At 65.2% G+C, this 18,094-nt stretch carries 19 protein-coding genes; 14 read left to right on the top strand and 5 right to left on the bottom strand.

Annotated elements, in window-relative coordinates:
• Positions 1-12: 12 nt before the first annotated feature.
• Entirely contained in the window at positions 13-1,242 is a 1,230-nt protein-coding gene (locus DAEP_RS0103945; RefSeq protein ID WP_027243755.1) for a cytochrome P450, read from the bottom strand.
• 170 nt (positions 1,243-1,412) lie between these two features.
• Here DAEP_RS0103945 and DAEP_RS0103940 point away from each other — a divergent pair, with 170 nt between their 5' ends.
• The 3 genes from DAEP_RS0103940 to DAEP_RS0103930 all read left to right on the top strand — a co-directional run bounded on the left by DAEP_RS0103940 (position 1,413) and on the right by DAEP_RS0103930 (position 2,574).
• The gene (locus DAEP_RS0103940) at positions 1,413-1,760 is read left to right on the top strand and encodes a TfoX/Sxy family protein (RefSeq protein WP_027243754.1); all 348 of its coding nucleotides are present in this window, start codon (positions 1,413-1,415) and stop codon (positions 1,758-1,760) included.
• 129 nt (positions 1,761-1,889) lie between these two features.
• Positions 1,890-2,060 (top strand): YqaE/Pmp3 family membrane protein, encoded by a 171-nt coding sequence (locus tag DAEP_RS23505; RefSeq protein ID WP_008553983.1) that lies wholly within the window; start codon positions 1,890-1,892, stop codon positions 2,058-2,060.
• Positions 2,053-2,574, top strand: a complete 522-nt coding sequence (locus tag DAEP_RS0103930) for a DUF4112 domain-containing protein (RefSeq protein ID WP_027243753.1) — start codon at positions 2,053-2,055, stop codon at positions 2,572-2,574. The genes DAEP_RS23505 and DAEP_RS0103930 overlap by 8 nt, the downstream gene beginning before the upstream one ends.
• 66 nt (positions 2,575-2,640) lie before the next feature.
• On the opposite strand, the gene ndk is transcribed toward DAEP_RS0103930, so the two are convergent.
• Positions 2,641-3,063, bottom strand: coding sequence for a nucleoside-diphosphate kinase (gene ndk / locus DAEP_RS0103925; RefSeq protein WP_008556653.1), 423 nt, complete (start codon positions 3,061-3,063; stop codon positions 2,641-2,643).
• Positions 3,064-3,263: 200 nt separating this feature from the next.
• Here ndk and DAEP_RS0103920 point away from each other — a divergent pair, with 200 nt between their 5' ends.
• The 4 genes from DAEP_RS0103920 (at position 3,264) to DAEP_RS0103905 (ending at position 6,896) form a co-directional block, all read left to right on the top strand.
• Complete coding sequence (locus tag DAEP_RS0103920) at positions 3,264-5,120, top strand: ABC-F family ATP-binding cassette domain-containing protein (RefSeq protein WP_027243752.1); 1,857 nt, start codon at positions 3,264-3,266, stop codon at positions 5,118-5,120.
• Positions 5,117-5,737: a MarC family protein gene (locus DAEP_RS0103915; RefSeq protein WP_008556478.1), complete on the top strand. Its 621-nt coding sequence runs from the start codon at positions 5,117-5,119 to the stop codon at positions 5,735-5,737. Before DAEP_RS0103920 ends, DAEP_RS0103915 begins: the two co-directional genes overlap by 4 nt.
• A 44-nt stretch (positions 5,738-5,781) precedes the next feature.
• A complete protein-coding gene (locus tag DAEP_RS0103910) occupies positions 5,782-6,363 on the top strand; it encodes a retropepsin-like aspartic protease family protein (RefSeq protein WP_008556017.1) in 582 nt (193 codons plus the stop codon).
• 116 nt (positions 6,364-6,479) lie between these two features.
• The gene (locus DAEP_RS0103905) at positions 6,480-6,896 is read left to right on the top strand and encodes a globin domain-containing protein (RefSeq protein WP_027243751.1); all 417 of its coding nucleotides are present in this window, start codon (positions 6,480-6,482) and stop codon (positions 6,894-6,896) included.
• 19 nt (positions 6,897-6,915) lie between these two features.
• Here DAEP_RS0103905 and DAEP_RS0103900 read toward each other — a convergent pair whose 3' ends face one another.
• The 3 genes from DAEP_RS0103900 to DAEP_RS0103890 form a co-directional block, all read right to left on the bottom strand.
• Positions 6,916-7,467 (bottom strand): CHAP domain-containing protein, encoded by a 552-nt coding sequence (locus DAEP_RS0103900; protein ID WP_027243750.1) that lies wholly within the window; start codon positions 7,465-7,467, stop codon positions 6,916-6,918.
• 134 nt (positions 7,468-7,601) lie between these two features.
• Positions 7,602-8,060 carry a DNA polymerase III subunit chi gene (locus DAEP_RS0103895; protein WP_027243749.1) on the bottom strand — a complete coding sequence of 153 codons (459 nt, stop codon included), beginning with the start codon at positions 8,058-8,060 and terminating at the stop codon, positions 7,602-7,604.
• A 6-nt stretch (positions 8,061-8,066) separates the two neighbouring features.
• Positions 8,067-9,542, bottom strand: coding sequence for a leucyl aminopeptidase (locus DAEP_RS0103890; RefSeq protein WP_027243748.1), 1,476 nt, complete (start codon positions 9,540-9,542; stop codon positions 8,067-8,069).
• Positions 9,543-9,743: 201 nt separating this feature from the next.
• Here DAEP_RS0103890 and lptF point away from each other — a divergent pair, with 201 nt between their 5' ends.
• The 7 genes from lptF (at position 9,744) to DAEP_RS0103855 (ending at position 18,090) form a co-directional block, all read left to right on the top strand.
• Positions 9,744-10,862: an LPS export ABC transporter permease LptF gene (gene lptF, locus DAEP_RS0103885; protein ID WP_027243747.1), complete on the top strand. Its 1,119-nt coding sequence runs from the start codon at positions 9,744-9,746 to the stop codon at positions 10,860-10,862.
• Positions 10,859-11,962: an LPS export ABC transporter permease LptG gene (gene lptG / locus DAEP_RS0103880; protein ID WP_027243746.1), complete on the top strand. Its 1,104-nt coding sequence runs from the start codon at positions 10,859-10,861 to the stop codon at positions 11,960-11,962. The genes lptF and lptG overlap by 4 nt, the downstream gene beginning before the upstream one ends.
• Positions 11,946-14,126: an LPS-assembly protein LptD gene (locus tag DAEP_RS0103875; RefSeq protein ID WP_208855443.1), complete on the top strand. Its 2,181-nt coding sequence runs from the start codon at positions 11,946-11,948 to the stop codon at positions 14,124-14,126. Before lptG ends, DAEP_RS0103875 begins: the two co-directional genes overlap by 17 nt.
• Positions 14,111-15,370, top strand: coding sequence for a peptidylprolyl isomerase (locus tag DAEP_RS0103870; RefSeq protein ID WP_027243744.1), 1,260 nt, complete (start codon positions 14,111-14,113; stop codon positions 15,368-15,370). Before DAEP_RS0103875 ends, DAEP_RS0103870 begins: the two co-directional genes overlap by 16 nt.
• Positions 15,367-16,338, top strand: a complete 972-nt coding sequence (gene pdxA, locus DAEP_RS0103865; protein WP_027243743.1) for a 4-hydroxythreonine-4-phosphate dehydrogenase PdxA — start codon at positions 15,367-15,369, stop codon at positions 16,336-16,338. The genes DAEP_RS0103870 and pdxA overlap by 4 nt, the downstream gene beginning before the upstream one ends.
• An 84-nt stretch (positions 16,339-16,422) precedes the next feature.
• The gene (rsmA, locus tag DAEP_RS0103860; RefSeq protein ID WP_027243742.1) at positions 16,423-17,265 is read left to right on the top strand and encodes a 16S rRNA (adenine(1518)-N(6)/adenine(1519)-N(6))-dimethyltransferase RsmA; all 843 of its coding nucleotides are present in this window, start codon (positions 16,423-16,425) and stop codon (positions 17,263-17,265) included.
• A 39-nt stretch (positions 17,266-17,304) separates the two neighbouring features.
• On the top strand, positions 17,305-18,090 hold the full coding sequence (locus tag DAEP_RS0103855) for a pyridoxine 5'-phosphate synthase (RefSeq protein WP_027243741.1): 786 nt from the start codon (positions 17,305-17,307) through the stop codon (positions 18,088-18,090).
• The last annotated feature ends 4 nt before the right edge of the window (positions 18,091-18,094 follow it).

The raw sequence follows: 18,094 nt of genomic DNA, 5'->3' as shown, positions 1-18,094 counted from the left end.
CGGGCCGGTTCGTCAGCGCAATCTGGCAGGCAGCGCCGCATAGCCCCGGAACCGGATCCGCCCGCCGGGCACCCGACCGGGAAGCAAGCGGTAGTCCGGAAAGCGGCGCAGGAACCGTTCGATTGCGATCCTCCCCTCCAGCCGCGCCAGCGTCAGCCCGACGCAGACATGCGGGCCGCCGGCAAAGGCAAGATGCCGGTTCGGGCTTCGGGAAATATCGAAAACATCCGGGTTCTCAAACACTTCAGGGTCCCGGTTGGCAGCGCCGATCACCAGATGCAGATTGGTGCCCGCAGGCACCCGGCAGCCGCCGATCTCCACCTCCGCGGTGGTCTCGCGGTTGCCCAGCTGATTGGGAGAGCGGAACCGCAGCATTTCCTCAATCGCGGGTTTGATCAGCTCCGGCGCCTCCAGCAGCCGCCGCTTCTGCTCAGGGTAGTCGTGCAGCAGCGCCAGCCCGTTGCCGATCAGGTTGGTGGTGGTTTCATGGCCCGCGTTCAGGATGAAGATGCAGTTCTGGATCAGCTCGATCTCGCTCAGGCTGCCCTCGGCCCCCTCGCCGCGGATCAGCCGCGTCAGCACGTCCGTTTCAAGTTCGCCGGGGCTCGCCCGGCGCCGGGCAATCAGGCCGCTTAGGTACGCCTTGAACTCCTCAACCGCCCGGTGTCCCGCGGCGAGCTGCTCGGCGCTCAGCACAGGCTCCAGCGCGCCCAGGATGGCCAGCGACCAGTCGCGAAGCGGTCCGCGCTCCGCCATCGGCACATCCAGCAGGTTGCCGATGATCTGGATCGGAATCGACGCGGCGAAATCCTCGATCAGGTCCACCTCGTCCCGGTCCGCCATCGCGTCCAGCAGATGATCCACCGTTGCAATCAGCCCCGGCTCCATCTGCGCAATCGCCCGCGGGGTCAGCGCCGAGGTCATGATCTTGCGCACCCGCGTGTGCAGCGGCGGGTCGGAAAACACCAGCGAAGTTGTGTGGTGCTCGAACAGCGGCGAGCCTGCTCCGTATTTCGGGGCAAACACCTTTTTCTTGTCCGAGGAGAACAACGTGGTGTCGCGGTAAATCCGGTCGAGGTCGGCATGACGGCAAACCAGCAGCGAGCCGTCCGGCTGCGGCAGAACCGGAGCGTCTCGCAGCAAGGCGTCGTAAAAGGGAAACGGATCGTCCGCAAACCCGTCTGGCGGGTTCGCCAGATCAAAACCCTCCGCATTGATAGATATTTGCTGGCTTTCCTGCATCGCCGCCCTCCCTCCGGTTCCGGTTGCCCTGCCCGCAAGGCTTCCCGGCGGATATGCGACTGTCAATCCGGCAGTGCGGCAAGCGACCCAGCGTCAGGCTGCGCTTGCGCGGTTAACGAACACGCTGTTTCCAGCGTGACACCGGCACCCTTAGGAGATAGAAACAAATCATGAACACAGCTATTTCTTCCATCCGCAACCTTGGCCCTGCCTATGAGGAAGCCTGCCACCGGGCTGGGATCACGTCAGCCGAAGACCTGCGCGCCATCGGCGCCGACGCGGCCTATGCCCGGCTGCTGCAGACCGGCACCCGGCCGCATTTCATCGGCTATTACGTTCTGGTGATGGCCCTGCAGGGGCGCCCCTGGAATGACTGCAAGGGCAAGGAAAAGGAGGAGCTGCGCCAGCGCTTTGACGCGATCAAGGCCGACGCCCAGCCGCAGCACAGCACGAAACTGCTGGCGGAGCTGGACGCGATCGGCGTGCGCGTTGCGGCCGCCGATCTGAAGCCCCTGTAGGCACCGCCGCCCGTCCGCGCCAGCGGTCAAAGCGGCGGCACCGGTTCGCCGTTGCGGCCCCTCATGCAACTTTTTCCCGGGTTCAGCCGTTAACCATGCAGGAAAGAGTGCAACAGAAGGAGTACCGGCATGGACCTGATCCGCATCATTTTCGCAGTACTGCTGCCCCCGCTTGGCGTTTTTCTCCAGGTCGGTCTCGGCAAGCACTTCTGGCTGAATATTCTGCTGACCCTTCTGGGTTATATCCCCGGCATCGTGCATGCGGTATGGGTCATCGCAAGGACGCCGAGCCATGCCTGATCTGCCGCAACACCATGAGCAAAAGCTGCAATCGCTGGAGCGGCTGGCGCAGCGCATGGACCGGGCATTCCGTATTCCGGGCATTGGCCTGAGGGTCGGCTGGGACAGCATCGCGGGCCTTGTGCCCGGCATCGGCGACGCCCTGGCGCTGGCACCCGCCGGTTACATCCTGTACTCGGGCTACCAGCTGGGCGCCTCGGCCGGCACGCTGGCCCGGATGGCGGCAAACACCGGTATCGACGCCCTCATCGGCTCCGTGCCGCTGGTGGGTGACCTGTTCGACATTGCCTGGAAATCCAACACCCGCAACACAGAGCTGCTGCGCCGCCACCTGGAGGATACCGCCTCAAAGGGTGAGCCCCTGCCCAAGCGGCTGGGGCGGCGGGCGTTCTCGAAACTGACCGCGCCCCGCGAGTTCGGCCGCTCGCTGTCTTACGCCAGGAACAGACACTGCCCGCAGCTGAAACAGCCTGCCATACGGCAGCACCCGCTGAACCGGTTCCTCGACCCATGAACATGAAAAAGGGGCTGCAAGCGTGACGCTGCAGCCCCTTCAGATTTCGACCGGTGAACCGGTTGATCAGCCGACCAGCTCGATGCCGGAGAAGAAGTAGGCGATTTCCACAGCTGCGGTTTCCGGAGCGTCGGAGCCGTGCACGGAGTTTTCGCCAACCGATTCAGCGAACTCTGCGCGGATGGTGCCGGCGGCCGCGTCTGCCGGGTTGGTGGCGCCCATGACTTCACGGTTCTTGGCAATGGCGTTTTCGCCTTCCAGCACCTGCACAACCACCGGGGCGGAGGACATGAATTCGCACAGTTCGTCGTAGAACGGACGCTCTGCGTGCACTTCGTAGAACTTGCCTGCCTGCTCCTTGGTCATGTGGATGCGCTTCTGCGCCACGATGCGCAGGCCGGCTTCTTCAAACTTGGCGTTGATTTTGCCGGTCAGGTTGCGGCGGGTTGCATCGGGCTTGATGATCGAGAAAGTGCGTTCCAGAGCCATTTGGCATTCTCCTGATTGATGGGCCGCAGGGCGTATCCCCGGGCCGGAAACTCCGCGCGCCGCGTAACATGGCTGGAGGCGCTTGGAAAGACGTTTTCAGAGCGCGCGCAGGCGCGTGCGCCCCCGGCAGCGATAATTTCAGCAAGAGGAACGCGGCAGGCCGATTGACAGCCCCCGGCACCTGCGCCACACCGCTGCTCATGTTACGCATTCAGGACATCACCTATTCGGTCGAAGGCCGCCCGCTGATCGACAGCGCCTCTGCCACTATCCCTACCGGGCATAAGGTCGGCCTTGTCGGGCGCAACGGCACCGGCAAGACCACGCTGTTCCGGCTGATCCGGGGCGAGCTGGCGCTGGAGGGCGGCAGTATCTCCCTGCCCTCCAAGGCCCGCATCGGCGGTGTCGCACAGGAGGTGCCCTCGTCCGGCGTGTCGCTGACCGACACGGTGCTGGCCGCTGATACCGAGCGCGCCGCTCTGCTGGCCGAGGCCGACAGCGCCAGCGACCCCGCGCGGATTGCCGAGATCCAGACCCGTTTGTCCGACATCGACGCCTGGTCGGCAGAGGCGCGCGCGGCCTCGATCCTCAAGGGCCTGGGTTTCGACGACGCGGACCAGAAACGCCCCTGCTCCGACTTCTCCGGCGGCTGGCGGATGCGGGTGGCGCTGGCGGCGGTGCTGTTTGCCCAGCCCGATCTGCTGCTCTTGGACGAGCCGACCAACTATCTCGACCTCGAGGGCGCGCTGTGGCTGGAAAGCTACCTGGCGAAATACCCGCACACCGTTCTGATTGTCAGCCACGACCGCGGACTGCTGAACCGGGCGGTGGGCGCCATCCTGCATCTGGAAGATAAAAAGCTCACGCTGTACCAGGGCAACTACGATACCTTTGCCGAAACCCGCGCGGCCCGTCTGGCGGTCGCCGAAGCCGAGGCCAAGAAACAGGAGGCCCGCCGCGCTCATCTGCAAAGCTTCGTCGACCGCTTCCGCTATAAGGCATCGAAGGCGGTGCAGGCCCAATCGCGGCTCAAAATGATCGCCAAGATGAAGCCGATCACCACCCCGCAGGAGGCCGCGCTGCGTGCCTTCACCTTCCCGGAGCCGGAGGAGATGTCCCCGCCAATCATCCAGATCGAGGGCGGCGTCACCGGGTATGGCGGGACAGAAGTGCTGAAGCGGCTGAACCTGCGCATTGACCAGGACGACCGCATCGCGCTGTTGGGCAAGAACGGCCAGGGCAAGTCGACACTGTCAAAACTGCTGGCGGACCGGCTGCCGCTGATGGCGGGCAAAATGACCCGCTCCTCCAAGCTGCGCATCGGCTATTTCGCCCAGCATCAGGTGGATGAGCTGTATGTCGATGAAACCCCAATCGACCATCTGCGCCGCCTGCGTCCGGAGGAGGCGCCTGCGAAATGGCGCGCCCGGCTGGCTGGGTTCGGACTTGGCGCTGCACAGGCGGAGACCGAGGTGGGGCGGTTGTCCGGCGGCCAGAAGGCGCGGCTCAGCCTGCTCATCGCCACCATCGACGCGCCGCATATGCTGATCCTCGACGAGCCGACCAACCACCTGGATATCGAAAGCCGCGAGGCGCTGGTGGAGGCGCTCACCGCTTATTCCGGTGCCGTGATCCTGGTCAGCCATGACATGCATCTGCTCAGCCTGGTGGCGGATCGGCTGTGGCTGGTCTCGGACGGCACGGTGAACCCTTTTGACGGCGACCTGGAAAGCTATCGCGCGTTGCTGCTGGCCCGGGAAAAGCCTGCGTCCAAAACCGGTGCACCAAAGCCCGCCAAGCCCAAGCGCGCCTCCCGCGATGTGCTGATTGCGCTGCGGGCGGACGTGCGCAAGTCCGAGGCGCGGGTGGAAAAGCTCAGCGAAATGCGCGAAAAGCTTGATGAAAAGCTCGCCGACCCAACCCTGTACGAACCAGGCAAGGCTGCGGATATGGCGGTCTGGCAGAAGAAACACGCTGAATGCATCGAGGCGCTGGAGCGGGCCGAAGGCCTGTGGATGGACGCGCTGGAGAAACTGGAGCAGGCCGAAGCGCAATGATCGACACCGCATTTCTGATTACCGCTTTCGTGACCCTGTTCGTTATCGTCGACCCGATCGGCCTGACGCCGGTGTTCCTCGCGCTGACCCAGGGCATGTCCACCGCGCAGCGGCGCACCATCGCGATCCGCGCCACCCTGACCGCAGCGGTCCTGCTGGCGCTGTTTGCCGCGCTGGGGGAGGCGGTGCTTGGCTTCATCGGCATCTCCATGGCCGCCTTCCGCATCGCGGGCGGCGTGCTGTTGTTCCTGACGGCCCTGGACATGCTGTTTGAACGCCGCAACAAACGGCGCGAGGACCGCAGCGAAGAGGATGAGTTTGACGACCCGTCGGTCTTCCCGCTGGCAATCCCGCTGATCGCCGGACCCGGCTCGATTGCCACGGTGATCCTGCTGACCGGCCAGCAGCCCGGCTTCACCGGCTTTGCTATGGTGATGGCCACGGTGCTGGCGGTGCTGGCAATCCTTCTGGTGATGTGCCTGTTTTCCGGCCTGTTCGAGCGGCTGCTCGGCAAGACCGGCATCACCGTCGTGACCCGCCTTCTGGGGATGCTGCTGGCGGCGCTGTCAGTGCAGTTTGTGCTCGACGGCCTGCGCGCCTTCGGCTTTGCAGGCTAGCATACCGCCCTGCCGCGCCTACATTCTGTTCAGGAGGTGCGCATATGGGCGACTATGAAATCGGGCGGTTTATCTATCTGGCGATCCTGCTGGTGGCAGTGGGGTCCTGGGTCTTTGTGCAAAACCGCCAGAGCCTGGGCAAGACGCTGCAGATGTTCGCCGTCTGGGGCTTCATTTTCCTGGGCGTCATCGCCTCTTACGGGCTTTGGCAGGACATCCGCCAGACCGTGCGCCCGCAGCAGAACGTGGCGGTGGATGGCGGCCGGGTCGAGGTGCCGCGCGCCCCTGACGGGCATTACTACCTGACCCTGGACGTGAACGGCACACCGATCGAATTTCTTGTCGATACCGGTGCCAGTCAGGTTGTGCTGAACGAAAGCGACGCCCGGCGGGCCGGTATTGATACCGGAAACCTCGCCTATCTCGGCCGCGCCCAGACCGCCAATGGCGAAGTCCGCACCGCCTCCGTCTGGATTGATGAAATGTCGCTGGGCGGCATCACGGACACCGGCGTGCGTGTCTGGGTCAACAAGGGGGCGCTTGATCAGTCGCTGCTTGGGATGGGCTACCTCCAGCGCTGGTCCAGCATCGAGATCCGCAATGGCGCCCTGGTCCTGACGCGGTAGCCTCTGCCGGCGGCAGTGCTCCGCGATTCAGGTTATTGAGCCGGATCAAGGAATTCCGGCTCAATTGCTCCTAAGCTGGATGACAACTGACATACCAGAAAGGAGCATGATATCCCGTGACAGATGCAGAACTCGAACAACTGAGAGAAAGCTACAGCAAGCTGAAGGACGAAGCCATCAGGGATCCCGCGTTTTTCTATGACGCGCTGTTCCGGCACGCGCCTGAGCTGCGGCAGCTATTCCGGGAGGATCTGGAAGGCCAAGGCATGAAGTTCATGACGACCCTGGGCGTCATTCTTGCCAAGCTAGGCGATGAATCGGCCGTCGACCCGCACTTTCAGGAACTCGGCAAAAAACACGCAAGCCTCGGCGTGCAGATCTCTCACTTCGCCCCGATGGAGGAAGCACTGGTCGACTCCCTGCGCAACGCGCTGGAAGACGATTTCACCCCGGAGCTCGAAGCGCTGTGGCGCAGGGCCTTTGAGGAGATTTCCGCCCGGATGATCCAGCGCGGCGGCATTCAGAACAGCTGACAGCTGCTCGCGTCATATCTCACCCGGCGCCGGGCTGCGGCGAGATGAAGCCAAGGATGGGGTAAACGCGCCCGAATGCGCCCGGATTACTTTCCAGCCGCACAGCGGACCAGTCATTGGCTGCCGACACATCAACCACCGCCATGCCCAGCGATACCTTGTTGCGGTGCCAGTTGGCGTGGTTGATCTCGATCCGGCGGGGGTTTTCGACCTTGGACACCACCGCGACGTGACCCAGCGGGTTTGAGCGGGTCGCCTGAAAGGCCATCACCGCGCCGGGCTGCGGCTGTTTCCCGCGGCTGAACTGACCTTCGGCCTGTGACCACCAGGTCTTGGCATTGCCGTAGATCTCGATGCCGCTGGCGTTGCGTGCAAACGGCACGCACCACACCCGCTTGCCCTTGGACCGCAGGGATTGGACTTCCTGAACTGCGAAATCCAGACGCTCGACGTCGACCTCGGCCCGGCCGACAGACCCGCCCTGGGGAGCACCGCAATTTGCCAGCACCAGCAGCGCCGCCCCAACAATGGGCAGAAGCCGCGGCCGCAGAAACACACGCTTTGAAATCATCTGTCCCCCAGTGTCTTGATCTTTTGACCGGGAGGATTAAAGCGCGAACCGCAATCAGGCGAGCATTTCCTGCACAAATGAAATAAAACTGACGGGAACTGGCGGAAACCTGCCGATTTCCGGTGCGAAGCAGCCTATTTTTCCGCCTTCTTTTCCCAGCGCCCGCTTTCCTCCGACCAGTACTGGGCGGAGCAGCCGGCATCTGTCAGGCTTTTCCACTGGGTGCGGGCGTGCTGCACAGCCTCCGGATCGGTGCCGTCAAACAAGATGCAGACGCGGCTCAGCGCCTGCACCTCCTCCGCGGTGACGGCGGCGCCATCCACCGCCATCACGCAATCGGGTGAATTGGCCGCCTCCGGCCCTGCCGTCAGCAGGACCGGCTGCAGCGCATCATGGGGGCCGCCCGCCAGGCCGTGGGCGGGAAAGCTTTCCTCCGGCCCCTGCCACAAACGGTCATCCAGCCAGGCCATGCGTTCGGGATCGCGCCCGCGCACCGCAATGCGCCAGCCCGCCCCGCGCGCCTTGTCCAGAAGGACCGGCAGGGTCTCTTCCAGCGGCCTGCGGGTCAGATGATAGAAATAGGCAGCCCCCATAAGTGTTTATTCCGCCTCGAACTTATCAGCGACCAGACGGTTCAGCGCCATCACGCCCCAGCCGGTTGCGCCCTTGGGCGCGTAGGCGGTATCCGACTTCACCGAAGCAACGCCCGCAATGTCCAGATGGATCCAGGGCATGCCGTCCTTGATGAACCGCTGAAGGAACTGCGCCGCAGTGATCGAACCCGCGGGACGCCCGCCCACGTTCTTCATGTCGGCTATGCGCGACTTCAGCTGCTCGTCATAAGCCTTGCCCAAGGGCATCCGCCAGGCGCCCTCATCCTCCGCGCCGGCGGCCTTGAGGAAAGCATTGCAAAGGCCGTCGTCGTTGGAGAACACGCCGGCATTCTCATGCCCCAGACCGATGATGATGGCACCGGTCAGCGTCGCCAGATCAATGACACCCGCGGGCTTGAACCGCTCCTGCGCGTACCACAGGACATCGCACAGAACCAAACGGCCTTCGGCGTCGGTGTTGATGATCTCCACCGTGTCGCCCTTCATCGACTTCACCACGTCGCCAGGACGGATGGCGTTGCCGGAGGGCATGTTTTCCACCAGCCCGACAAGGCCGACCACATTGGCCTTGGCCTTGCGCAGCGCCAGCGCCTTCATGGTGCCGGCCACGACACCCGCGCCGCCCATGTCCATCGTCATCTCTTCCATGCCGGCTGCAGGCTTCAGGGAGATGCCGCCGGTGTCGAACACCACGCCCTTGCCGACCAGCGCGAGCGGCGCGGCATCGTCTGCGCCGCCCTTCCACTGCATCACCGCCACCTTGGAGGGGCTGTCGGACCCCTGCCCCACACTCAGCAGCGTGCGCATGCCCAGCTTCTCCAGGTCCGCTTCCTCCAGGATCTCGATCTCCAGGCCGATCTCCGTCATCTCTTCGATGCGGCGGGCGAATTCCGTGGTGGTCAGCACGTTGGCCGGCTCATTGATCAGATCGCGGGTCATGTGAACGCCCTCGGCCACCGCCAGCAGCGGCGCGCAGGCGGCTTCCAGCTCAGAAGGCGCGTTGCAAGCGATCACCACCTCGCCCTCGGGCTTGTCATCTTTCTGCGATTTGTGGGTGTTGAACTCATAGCCCCGCAGTGCAATCCCTTGGATCAGATCGGCGGCCTTGTTCATGCCGCCTGCCATCACCGTCAGACGCTTGCCAGCGGCCCCCTTGGCCAGGTTGGCGCCGGCCTTGCGCGCCTCCACCGGAGTCAGCTTGCGCGGCAGCACCAGCACGTCCAGCACCTCCGCCTGTATTCCCGCAGGCCAACTCACAGAGATCACGTCGCCGGTCTTTGCCTTCTTGAACCCCTCGGACCCGATCAGGCGGGCGATGGCGCCTTTGCTGAGCCGGTTGGCGCTGCGCGCCGCCTGATCCATGCTGCCCTCCGGCGTGACCATCACTGCGACGCGGCCGGTCATCTCTGCCAGTGCCTTGGGATCGTATTCGGCAAAACGGATCGGGGTAAGACTGCTCATTTGTTGCGGACTCCTGCTGGTATCACCTGATTGTTGGCTCAAGAGGTATCCTGCGCAGCGGCGCTTGGCCAGACCCGGCCGTTCCATCCGGTTATCCGCAATCCGCCGCCGATCCAGCTGCCTTGCGAGAATGCAGTTTTCCCCGCCAATCAAATCCACTAAGGTCCCGCAAAATAACAATGGCAAGGTCTGGGGGATCGGGTGTCACGCTACGACAGATATGTGTTGTCACAGTATCTGCTCTTCTTCGGCTTCTTTGCCCTGATCCTGGTGGCCGTGTTCTGGGTCAACCGGGCAGTTGTGCTGTTTGACACGCTGATCGGCAACGGACAGTCGGCGCTGGTGTTCCTGGAATTCACCGCGCTCACCCTGCCGAACCTGATCCGAATGGTGCTGCCGATTGCCGCCTTCGGCGCCGCGGTATGGGTCACCAACCGGCTGAACAGCGAGAGCGAACTGACCGTGCTGCGCGCCACCGGCACCAGCCCTTGGCAGATGGCCCGCCCGGCGCTGGCCTTTGGCATCATCACAGCGCTGATGATGTCGGCGCTGACCCACTACCTGCTGCCCGCCTCGATCAACCAGCTGGAAGAGCGCGAGAGCGAGGTCTCCCGCAACATCACCGCCAAACTGCTGAGCGAGGGCGACTTCCTTCACCCCGCCGAAGGCGTCACCTTTTACATCCGCCAGATCGACCCCGACGGCACCCTGAACGACGTCTTCCTGTCGGACCGCCGCGACCCTGCGGTGACCGTCACCTACACCGGCACCCGCGCTTTTCTGGTGCGCGACGAAGGCAGCGCGCATCTGATCATGGTAGAGGGCATGGCGCAGCGGCTGGACAATGAGACGCAGCGGATGTCGACCACGTTCTTTTCGGATTTCTCATACGATATCAGCACCCTGGCGCGCAAAGCTGAGAATCCGGCCCGCAATATCCGCGCCATCCCCAGCTTGGAGTTGATGACCAGCACAGAGGCTGTCACCCGCACTGACGGCTATTCCGCCGGCGCCCAAGCAGAGGAGCTGCACCTGCGCTTTGCCCGCGCGCTGGTGTGCGTGGCGGTGGCCCTGATCGGGTTTTCGGCGCTGATGCTGGGCACCTTCTCCCGCTTCGGCGTCTGGCGGCAGGCCTTCCTGGCCTTTGTCGTGCTGATTTTTGTCGAAGGCCTGCGCGGCGTCGTGTCGGAGCCGGTGCTGGATAACCCCGGCCTGTGGCCGCTGATCTACCTGCCCACCCTGCTGGGTCTGGCCGTGTCGCTGATCTTCCTGATCCTGGCCTCCCGGCCCAAGCGCATCCGGCAGGAGGTGTCCGCATGAAGCTGGATCTCTATTACGCGCGCCGGTTCCTGCAATGGTTCCTGGTGATCTGCGCGGTCCTAATGACGCTGGTCATTCTGATCGACCTCAACGAGCAGATCCGCCGCTTCGAAGGGGCCGGCCTCGGCCTGCCGGAGCTGGTTGGCCTCAGCCTGCTGAACATTCCGGCCGCGCTCAGCGAGTTCCTGCCGCTGATCATGATCCTCACCACCATCGTGCTGTTTGTCGGCCTGGCCCGCAGCAGCGAACTGGTGGTGACCCGCGCCATCGGCCGCTCCGGCATCCGGGCGCTGGCGGCGCCGGTGCTGGCGGCTGCCGGGATCGGGGTTCTGGCAGTCACCATGCTGAACCCGATCGCGGCGGCCACTGCCAACCGCTACCAGGATCTGGCCGAAACCTATCACAACGGCGGCCCTTCCGCGCTGTCGCTCAGCGGCGAGGGCCTGTGGCTTCGCCAAGGCGGCGCCCGCGGCCAGTCGGTCATCCACGCCAAGGGCTACAGCGGCGATGCCGCCGACATCACCCTTCATGACGTGTCGATCCATGCCTACAGCACCGCCGGCGGACCGGTGCGCCGCATCATCGCCGAAAGCGCCCGGCTGGACGGCAGCAACTGGATCCTGACCAATGCCAAGTCCTGGCCGCTGACGGCCGGCATCAACCCGGAAGCCGGCGCCGCTTCGCATGACGAGCTGCAGCTGCCGACGACGCTGACCACCGACCGCATCCGCGACACGCTGGGCACCGCCAGCGGTATTTCGATCTACGACCTGCCCGCCACCATCCGCGAACTGTCTGCCGCGGGCTTCACCACCAAGCGCTACGAAGTGCGCTACCAGGCAGAGCTGGCACGGCCGCTGTTCCTGATCGCCATGGTGCTGGTCGGCGCCTCCTTCACCATGCGGCACGCCCGCTTTGGCGGCACCGGCCTGGCCGTGCTGATGGCAGTGCTGCTGGGATTCGGGCTTTATTTCATCCGCAATTTCGCGCAAATCCTTGGCGAGAACGGGCAAATCCCGGTGGCGCTGGCTGCTTGGGCACCGCCTGCCGCTGCAATATTATTGACCTTGGGACTGCTTCTCCATGCCGAAGACGGGTAACCTGCGCCGGGCGCTGCTTCTTTCCGCCGTGCTGCCGTGGCTGGCGTTGACAGCCCCTGCCCTGCAGGCGCAGACCGCAGTGCCGCCCGATCCGGCGCAGCCCGCGATGCTGGTGGCAGATCAGGTCTTTATTACCCCGGACCGCACTCTGGTCGCCGAAGGCAACGTCGAGGCGTTCCAGGGCAATATCCGGCTGCGCGCCCGCAAGATCACCTTTGACCAAACCAACGGCACCCTGCAGATCGAAGGCCCGATCCGGATCGACCAGAATGGCGGCATCACCATCCTGGCCAATGCAGCCGAGCTGGACCGCGACCTGCGCAACGGCCTGCTGACCGGCGCCCGCATGGTGTTCCAGCAGCAGCTGCAGCTGGCCTCGCTGCAGATGACACGGGTCAGCGGCCGCTATACCCAGCTCTATAAAACCGCTGTCACCTCCTGCCACGTCTGCGACGACGGCCGCCCGCCGCTGTGGCAGATCCGGGCTGAGCGGGTGATCCACGACCAGCAGGAACGCCAGCTCTATTTCGAAAGCGCTCAGCTCAGGGTGCTGGATGTGCCGGTGTTCTATTTCCCGGCGATCCGCCTGCCGGACCCATCGCTGGACCGCGCCAGCGGGTTCCTGGTGCCCTCTGTGCGCTCCACCTCGAATCTCGGCACCGGGATCAAGGTGCCGTATTTCTTCACGCTGGGTCCGCACCGCGATTTGACGCTGGCCCCCTATATCTCCTCCAGCACCCAAACGCTGGATGTGCGCTACCGTCAGGCGTTCCGCCGCGGCAGGATCGAATTCAACGCCGCCTATACCCGCGACGACCTGTTCTCCGGTGAGGACCGCGGTTATGTCTTTGGCGAAGGCCAGTTCGATCTGCCGCACGATTTCCGCTTCACCTTCGACGTTAAGGCGGTCTCGGACGACGCCTATGTCGCGGACTACGGCCTGCCCGATCTGGACCGCCTGCGCTCCGAGGCGGTGCTGACCCGGTCCAAGCGCGACAGCCTGTTCCGCACCTCGTTCACCCATTACAAGACCCTGCGCGACAGCGAGGAGCAGAGCGACATTCCCTCCGGCATCGCCGAGGCCTTCTACCAGACCCGCTATTTCCCGGCCCTCACCGGCGGCGAGCTGCGGCTGACGCTGCAGGGCCACGGCCACCACCGCAGCTCCAGCATCGAAGGCACCGCCACCGACAGCAACGGCCGCGACCTGTCCCGGCTGACCGCTGACCTCGACTGGCGCCGCAGCTTGCGCCTGGGCTACGGCATCCTGGCAGAATGGGAGATCGGCGCCGCCGGCGACGCCTTCCGCGCCTACGACGACGCTTTCTATACCGAGGAAGTCACCCGTCTCACGCCGCGCAGCGCACTGACCCTGCGCCTGCCGATGATCCGCCGCGAAGCCGGCGGCGCCAGCCAGTATCTGGAACCGATCCTGCAGCTGGGCTGGCGCGACGAGGGCGGCGGCGACGTGGTCAGCGAGGAAAGCCGCTTTGTCGAATTCGACCAGGGCAATCTGCTGTCGCTGTCGCGCTTTCCCGCAACCGACGCCCGCGAAGACGGGCTGACCCTGGTCTACGGCGCCAATTGGGCCCGCTATGCGCCCACTGGCTGGCAGGCCTACGCCACCGCGGGCCAGGTGCTGCGCAGCGACGGTGATGACCGCTTCACCAAAAGCTCGGGCCTGGGCGGCACCACGTCGGATATCCTGCTGGCGGGCCAGATCAAATACGGCGACAGCCTGGCGGTCTCCACCCGCGGCCTGCTGAACGGTTCGCTCAACTTTTCCAAGGCAGAGTTCCGCGGCGAATGGCACACCAGCCGCTCCAGCCTTGCCGGCACCTACCTGTGGCTGGGCACCGACCCGGATGAAGACCGGGACGAGGAAAGCTCGGAACTGTGGGTGGACGGACGCTACGACATCAACCCCAACTGGTCCGCCAGCGCCCGGCTGCGGTACGACATCGCAGGCGCCCAGGCCACCCGCGCGGGCCTTGGCGTGGCCTACAGCAACGAATGCGTGACGGTCGACGTTTCGGTCAACCGCCGCTATACCTCAACAACAAGTGTTGAGCCGACAACGGATTTCGGCTTTACCATCTCGCTGAGCGGATTTTCCGTAAAAAGCGGCAGCAAACAGTACAGGCGGACATGCAGCAAGACGTGAATACCCGGTTCCCGGCTCCCTTCCTTTCCCGTGCTCTCAGAACTGCGGCCGCGCTGGCGCTGGCCGCAGGGCTCGCCTGGAGCGGCCTGCCCGCAGGCGCACAGAACCTTTTTGCCCCGGCCATCACCGTGAATGATCAGGTCATCACCCGGTATGAGCTGGAACAGCGCGCCCGGTTCCAGGCCGCGCTGCGGGTTCCGGGCGATCCGCTGGAAACCGCCCGCGAGGAGCTGATCAATGACCGGCTCAAGCTGATGGTGCTGAAGCAGGCCGGAATTGAACTGAGCGAAGAAGACATCACCGCGGGCATGGAAGAACTGGCCGGGCGCGCCAACCTGTCGCTCAACGAGTTTCTGACCGTGTTGCAGCAGCAGGGCGTTGCGCCGCAGACACTGCGCGATTTCACCAAGGTCGGGCTTGGCTGGCGCGAATACACCCGCGCCCGTTTCCTGTCCCGCGCCCGCCCCACGCCAGAGGAAATCGACCGCGCCATGGGCACCTCCGGCACCGGCAGCGTCCAGGTTCTGCTGAGCGAATTCATCGTGCCGCTCAACGACCAGAACGCCGCCCAGGTCGAAGAGCTGGTGGAGCAGGTCGCCAAGCTGAAGGGCTATGACAGCTTCTCCGCCGCCGCCACCCAGTATTCGGCGGCAGGCAGCCGCGGCGATGGCGGCCGCCTGCCTTGGATGCCGCTGACCAAGCTGCCGCCGCAGCTGCAAGAGGTTGTGCTGGCACTGCAGCCGGGCGAGATTTCCGAGCCGCTGCCGCTGCAGGGCGCGGTAGCGCTGTTCCAGATGCGCGGCCTGCGCGAGGTTGAAGGCGCCGCCCCGCGCTTTTCCGCCATTGAATATGCCACCTATTTCCTGCCCGGCGGGCGCACGCCCGAAGCTCTGGCCGCCGCGCAGCAGGTGGTGAACAGCGTCGACACCTGCGAGGACTTCTATGGCCTGGCGCAGGGGCGGGATCCGTCTGTTCTGGCGGTCGAAAGCCTGCCGCCTGCGGAGATCCCCAGCGATATCGCGCTGGAACTGGCCAAGCTTGACCCGGGCGAGACCTCCACCGCGCTGACCCGCAACAACGGCCAGACCCTGATGGTGCTTATGCTCTGCGGCCGCACCGCCGACCTTGGCGAGGGCGCAAACCGCGAAACCGTGGCGAATGCGCTTACGGCGCAGCGGATGACTTCGCTGGTCGACAGCTACCTGGAGCAGCTGCGCGCGGATGCGCGGATCGACATCAAATGAGCCGGCCCGGGCCCATTGCGCTCAGCTGCGGCGAGCCCGCAGGCATCGGCCCGGAAATCGCTGTCAAGGCCTGGGACACTCTGCGCGCCGCCTGCCCGCTCGTCTGGATCGGCGACCCGCGCCACCTGCCCGCCGGCACTCCGGTCCGGGAAATTTCCGCCCCGGCAGAGGCCGCAGCAGCCTGCGCAGACCGCTTTCCGGTGCTGCCCCTCGCCTTTGGCGGCAATAGCGTGAAGGGCACCGCCGACCCGGCCAACGCTGCCGGTGTGATCCAGTCCATCGAAACCGCTGTCCGGCTGGTCCAGCAGGGCGAGGCTTCCGCGGTCTGCACTGCTCCCATCCACAAGAAGGCGCTGATCGACGGCGCGGGATTTTCCTATCCTGGCCATACAGAATTCCTCGCTGCCCTGGCGGGCCGCGACCGGGTGGTGATGATGCTGGCCAGCGCCCAGCTGCGGGTGGTGCCCGCCACCATCCACATCGCGCTTGCGGACGTGCCCAAGGTGCTGACCCCGGGCCTTCTGCGCGAAACCATCGAGATCACCGCCGCCGGGCTGCGCGATCAATTTGGCATCGCGTCCCCCCGCATCGCCGTCGCGGGACTGAACCCGCACGCGGGCGAAGGCGGCGCCATGGGGTCTGAAGAACTGGATTGGATCAACGATCTGATCAGCGGGATGCGGAAAGAGGGGCTGGCGGTCACCGGCCCGCACCCGGCCGACACCTTGTTCCATGCCGCCGCCCGTGCGCGCTACGACGCGGCGGTCTGCATGTACCACGACCAGGCGCTGATCCCGATCAAGACGCTGGACTTCGACCGCGGCGTCAACGTGACCCTGGGCCTGCCCTTCATCCGCACCTCGCCCGACCACGGAACCGCCTTCGACATCGCAGGCACCGGCCAGGCCAACCCCTCCAGCCTGATCGAAGCCCTGAAGCTGGCGCAGCGGATGGCCGCCAGCCCTTGATTCTTCTTCTGGCGGGAAATATCCCCGCCGGAGGCATGAAAGTTCCGGCGCGCCGCCCGCGCCCTGTCCCAAGGTCCAGATGACATGAGCGCTATCGACAGCCTTCCCCCCTTGCGCGAGGTGATCGCGACGCATCAGCTGTCGGCGCGCAAGTCACTGGGCCAGAACTTTCTGCTGGATCTTAACCTGACCGCCAAGATCGCCCGCCAGGCCGGCGACCTCACCGGCTGCGACGTGCTGGAGATCGGCCCCGGCCCCGGCGGCCTCACCCGCGGGCTGCTCGCCGAAGGCGCCCGCCGGGTGCTGGCGATTGAGAAGGACACCCGCTGCCTGCCCGCACTGCAGGAAATCGCAGACGCCTACCCGGGCCGGTTCGATGTGATCAACGGCGACGCGCTGGAGATCGACCCGCTCGAACATCTGACGCCGCCGATCCGCGTCGCGGCCAACCTGCCCTATAACGTCGGCACCGAACTCCTGGTGCGCTGGCTGACACCCAAGGAATGGCCGCCCTTCTGGGAGAGCCTCACCCTGATGTTCCAGCGCGAGGTGGCCGAGCGCATCGTGGCGCAGCCCGGCTCGAAGGCCTATGGACGGCTGGCGCTCCTGGCCCAGTGGCGCGCCGATGCCCGCATCGTGCTGTCGCTGCCGCCCGGCGCCTTCACACCGCCGCCCAAGGTCTCCAGCGCGGTGGTGCATCTGGACGCTCTGCCCGAGCCGCGCTTCCCGGCCGATGCCGCGATCCTGTCGCGAGTGGTGGCTGCCGCCTTCAACCAGCGCCGCAAGATGCTGCGCGCCTCGCTCAAGGGGGTTTCCCCCGATATCGAGGCGCATCTGACCGCCGCCGGTATTCCGCCGACCGAGCGCGCGGAACAGGTCAGCCTGGAGGCCTTCTGCGCGCTCGCCCGCGAACTGGCCAAGGCCTGAGCCCTTTCCCCGAAGTCTTTGCCGGAGCCTGATTGCCCGATGACCCGACCGGTTTCCTCCCGCCCGACCCTGCTGTCCGTGAACGTTAACGCCGTTGCCTATCTGCGCAACCGGCGCGAGGTGCCCTGGCCCAACCTGACCGACATCGCCCGCGCCATCCTGCAGGCCGGGGCCCATGGCATCACCGTGCATCCCCGCCCGGATGAGCGCCACATCCGGTTTTCCGACCTGCCGGACCTGTCCCGTCTGATCGCCGAAGAATTCCCCCAGGCGGAGTTCAACATCGAAGGCTATCCGACCCGCCATTTCATCGACCTGGTGCTGGAGAACAAGCCGCATCAGGTGACGCTGGTGCCCGACACGCCGGAACAGTCCACCTCCGACCACGGCTGGGACTTCGCCGCCGATGGCGGGATGCTTCTTCCGGTCGCGCAGGAGTTCAAGGCGGCGGGCATCCGGGTGTCCTATTTCGTGGACGCCAACCCGGCGGACCCCGCGCTGGCGCAACAGGCAGGCGCGGACCGGATCGAATTCTACACCGGGCCTTACGCCAATCAGACCAGCCCGGACGCCACCGGCCGGGAACTGGCCAGGATCAAGGCAACCGCCGACGCCGCCCGCCAGCTTGGGGCGGAAGGCGCCAGCACTGCGCTGATGATGAATGCAGGCCACGACCTGACCGTGGACAACCTGCCCGCCCTGCGCCAGGCCATCCCGGATCTGGCCGAAGTCTCCATCGGCCACGCAATCACCGCAGATGCGCTGATGCTGGGCTTTCCGGAGGCGGTCCGCCGTTACCTGCGGGTACTGGGCCACGCGGTGTAACCGC

The organism is Leisingera daeponensis DSM 23529 (assembly GCF_000473145.1).
In the GTDB taxonomy this organism is placed as follows: domain Bacteria; phylum Pseudomonadota; class Alphaproteobacteria; order Rhodobacterales; family Rhodobacteraceae; genus Leisingera; species Leisingera daeponensis.
This window is presented reverse-complemented; position numbering and strand designations above follow the sequence as displayed.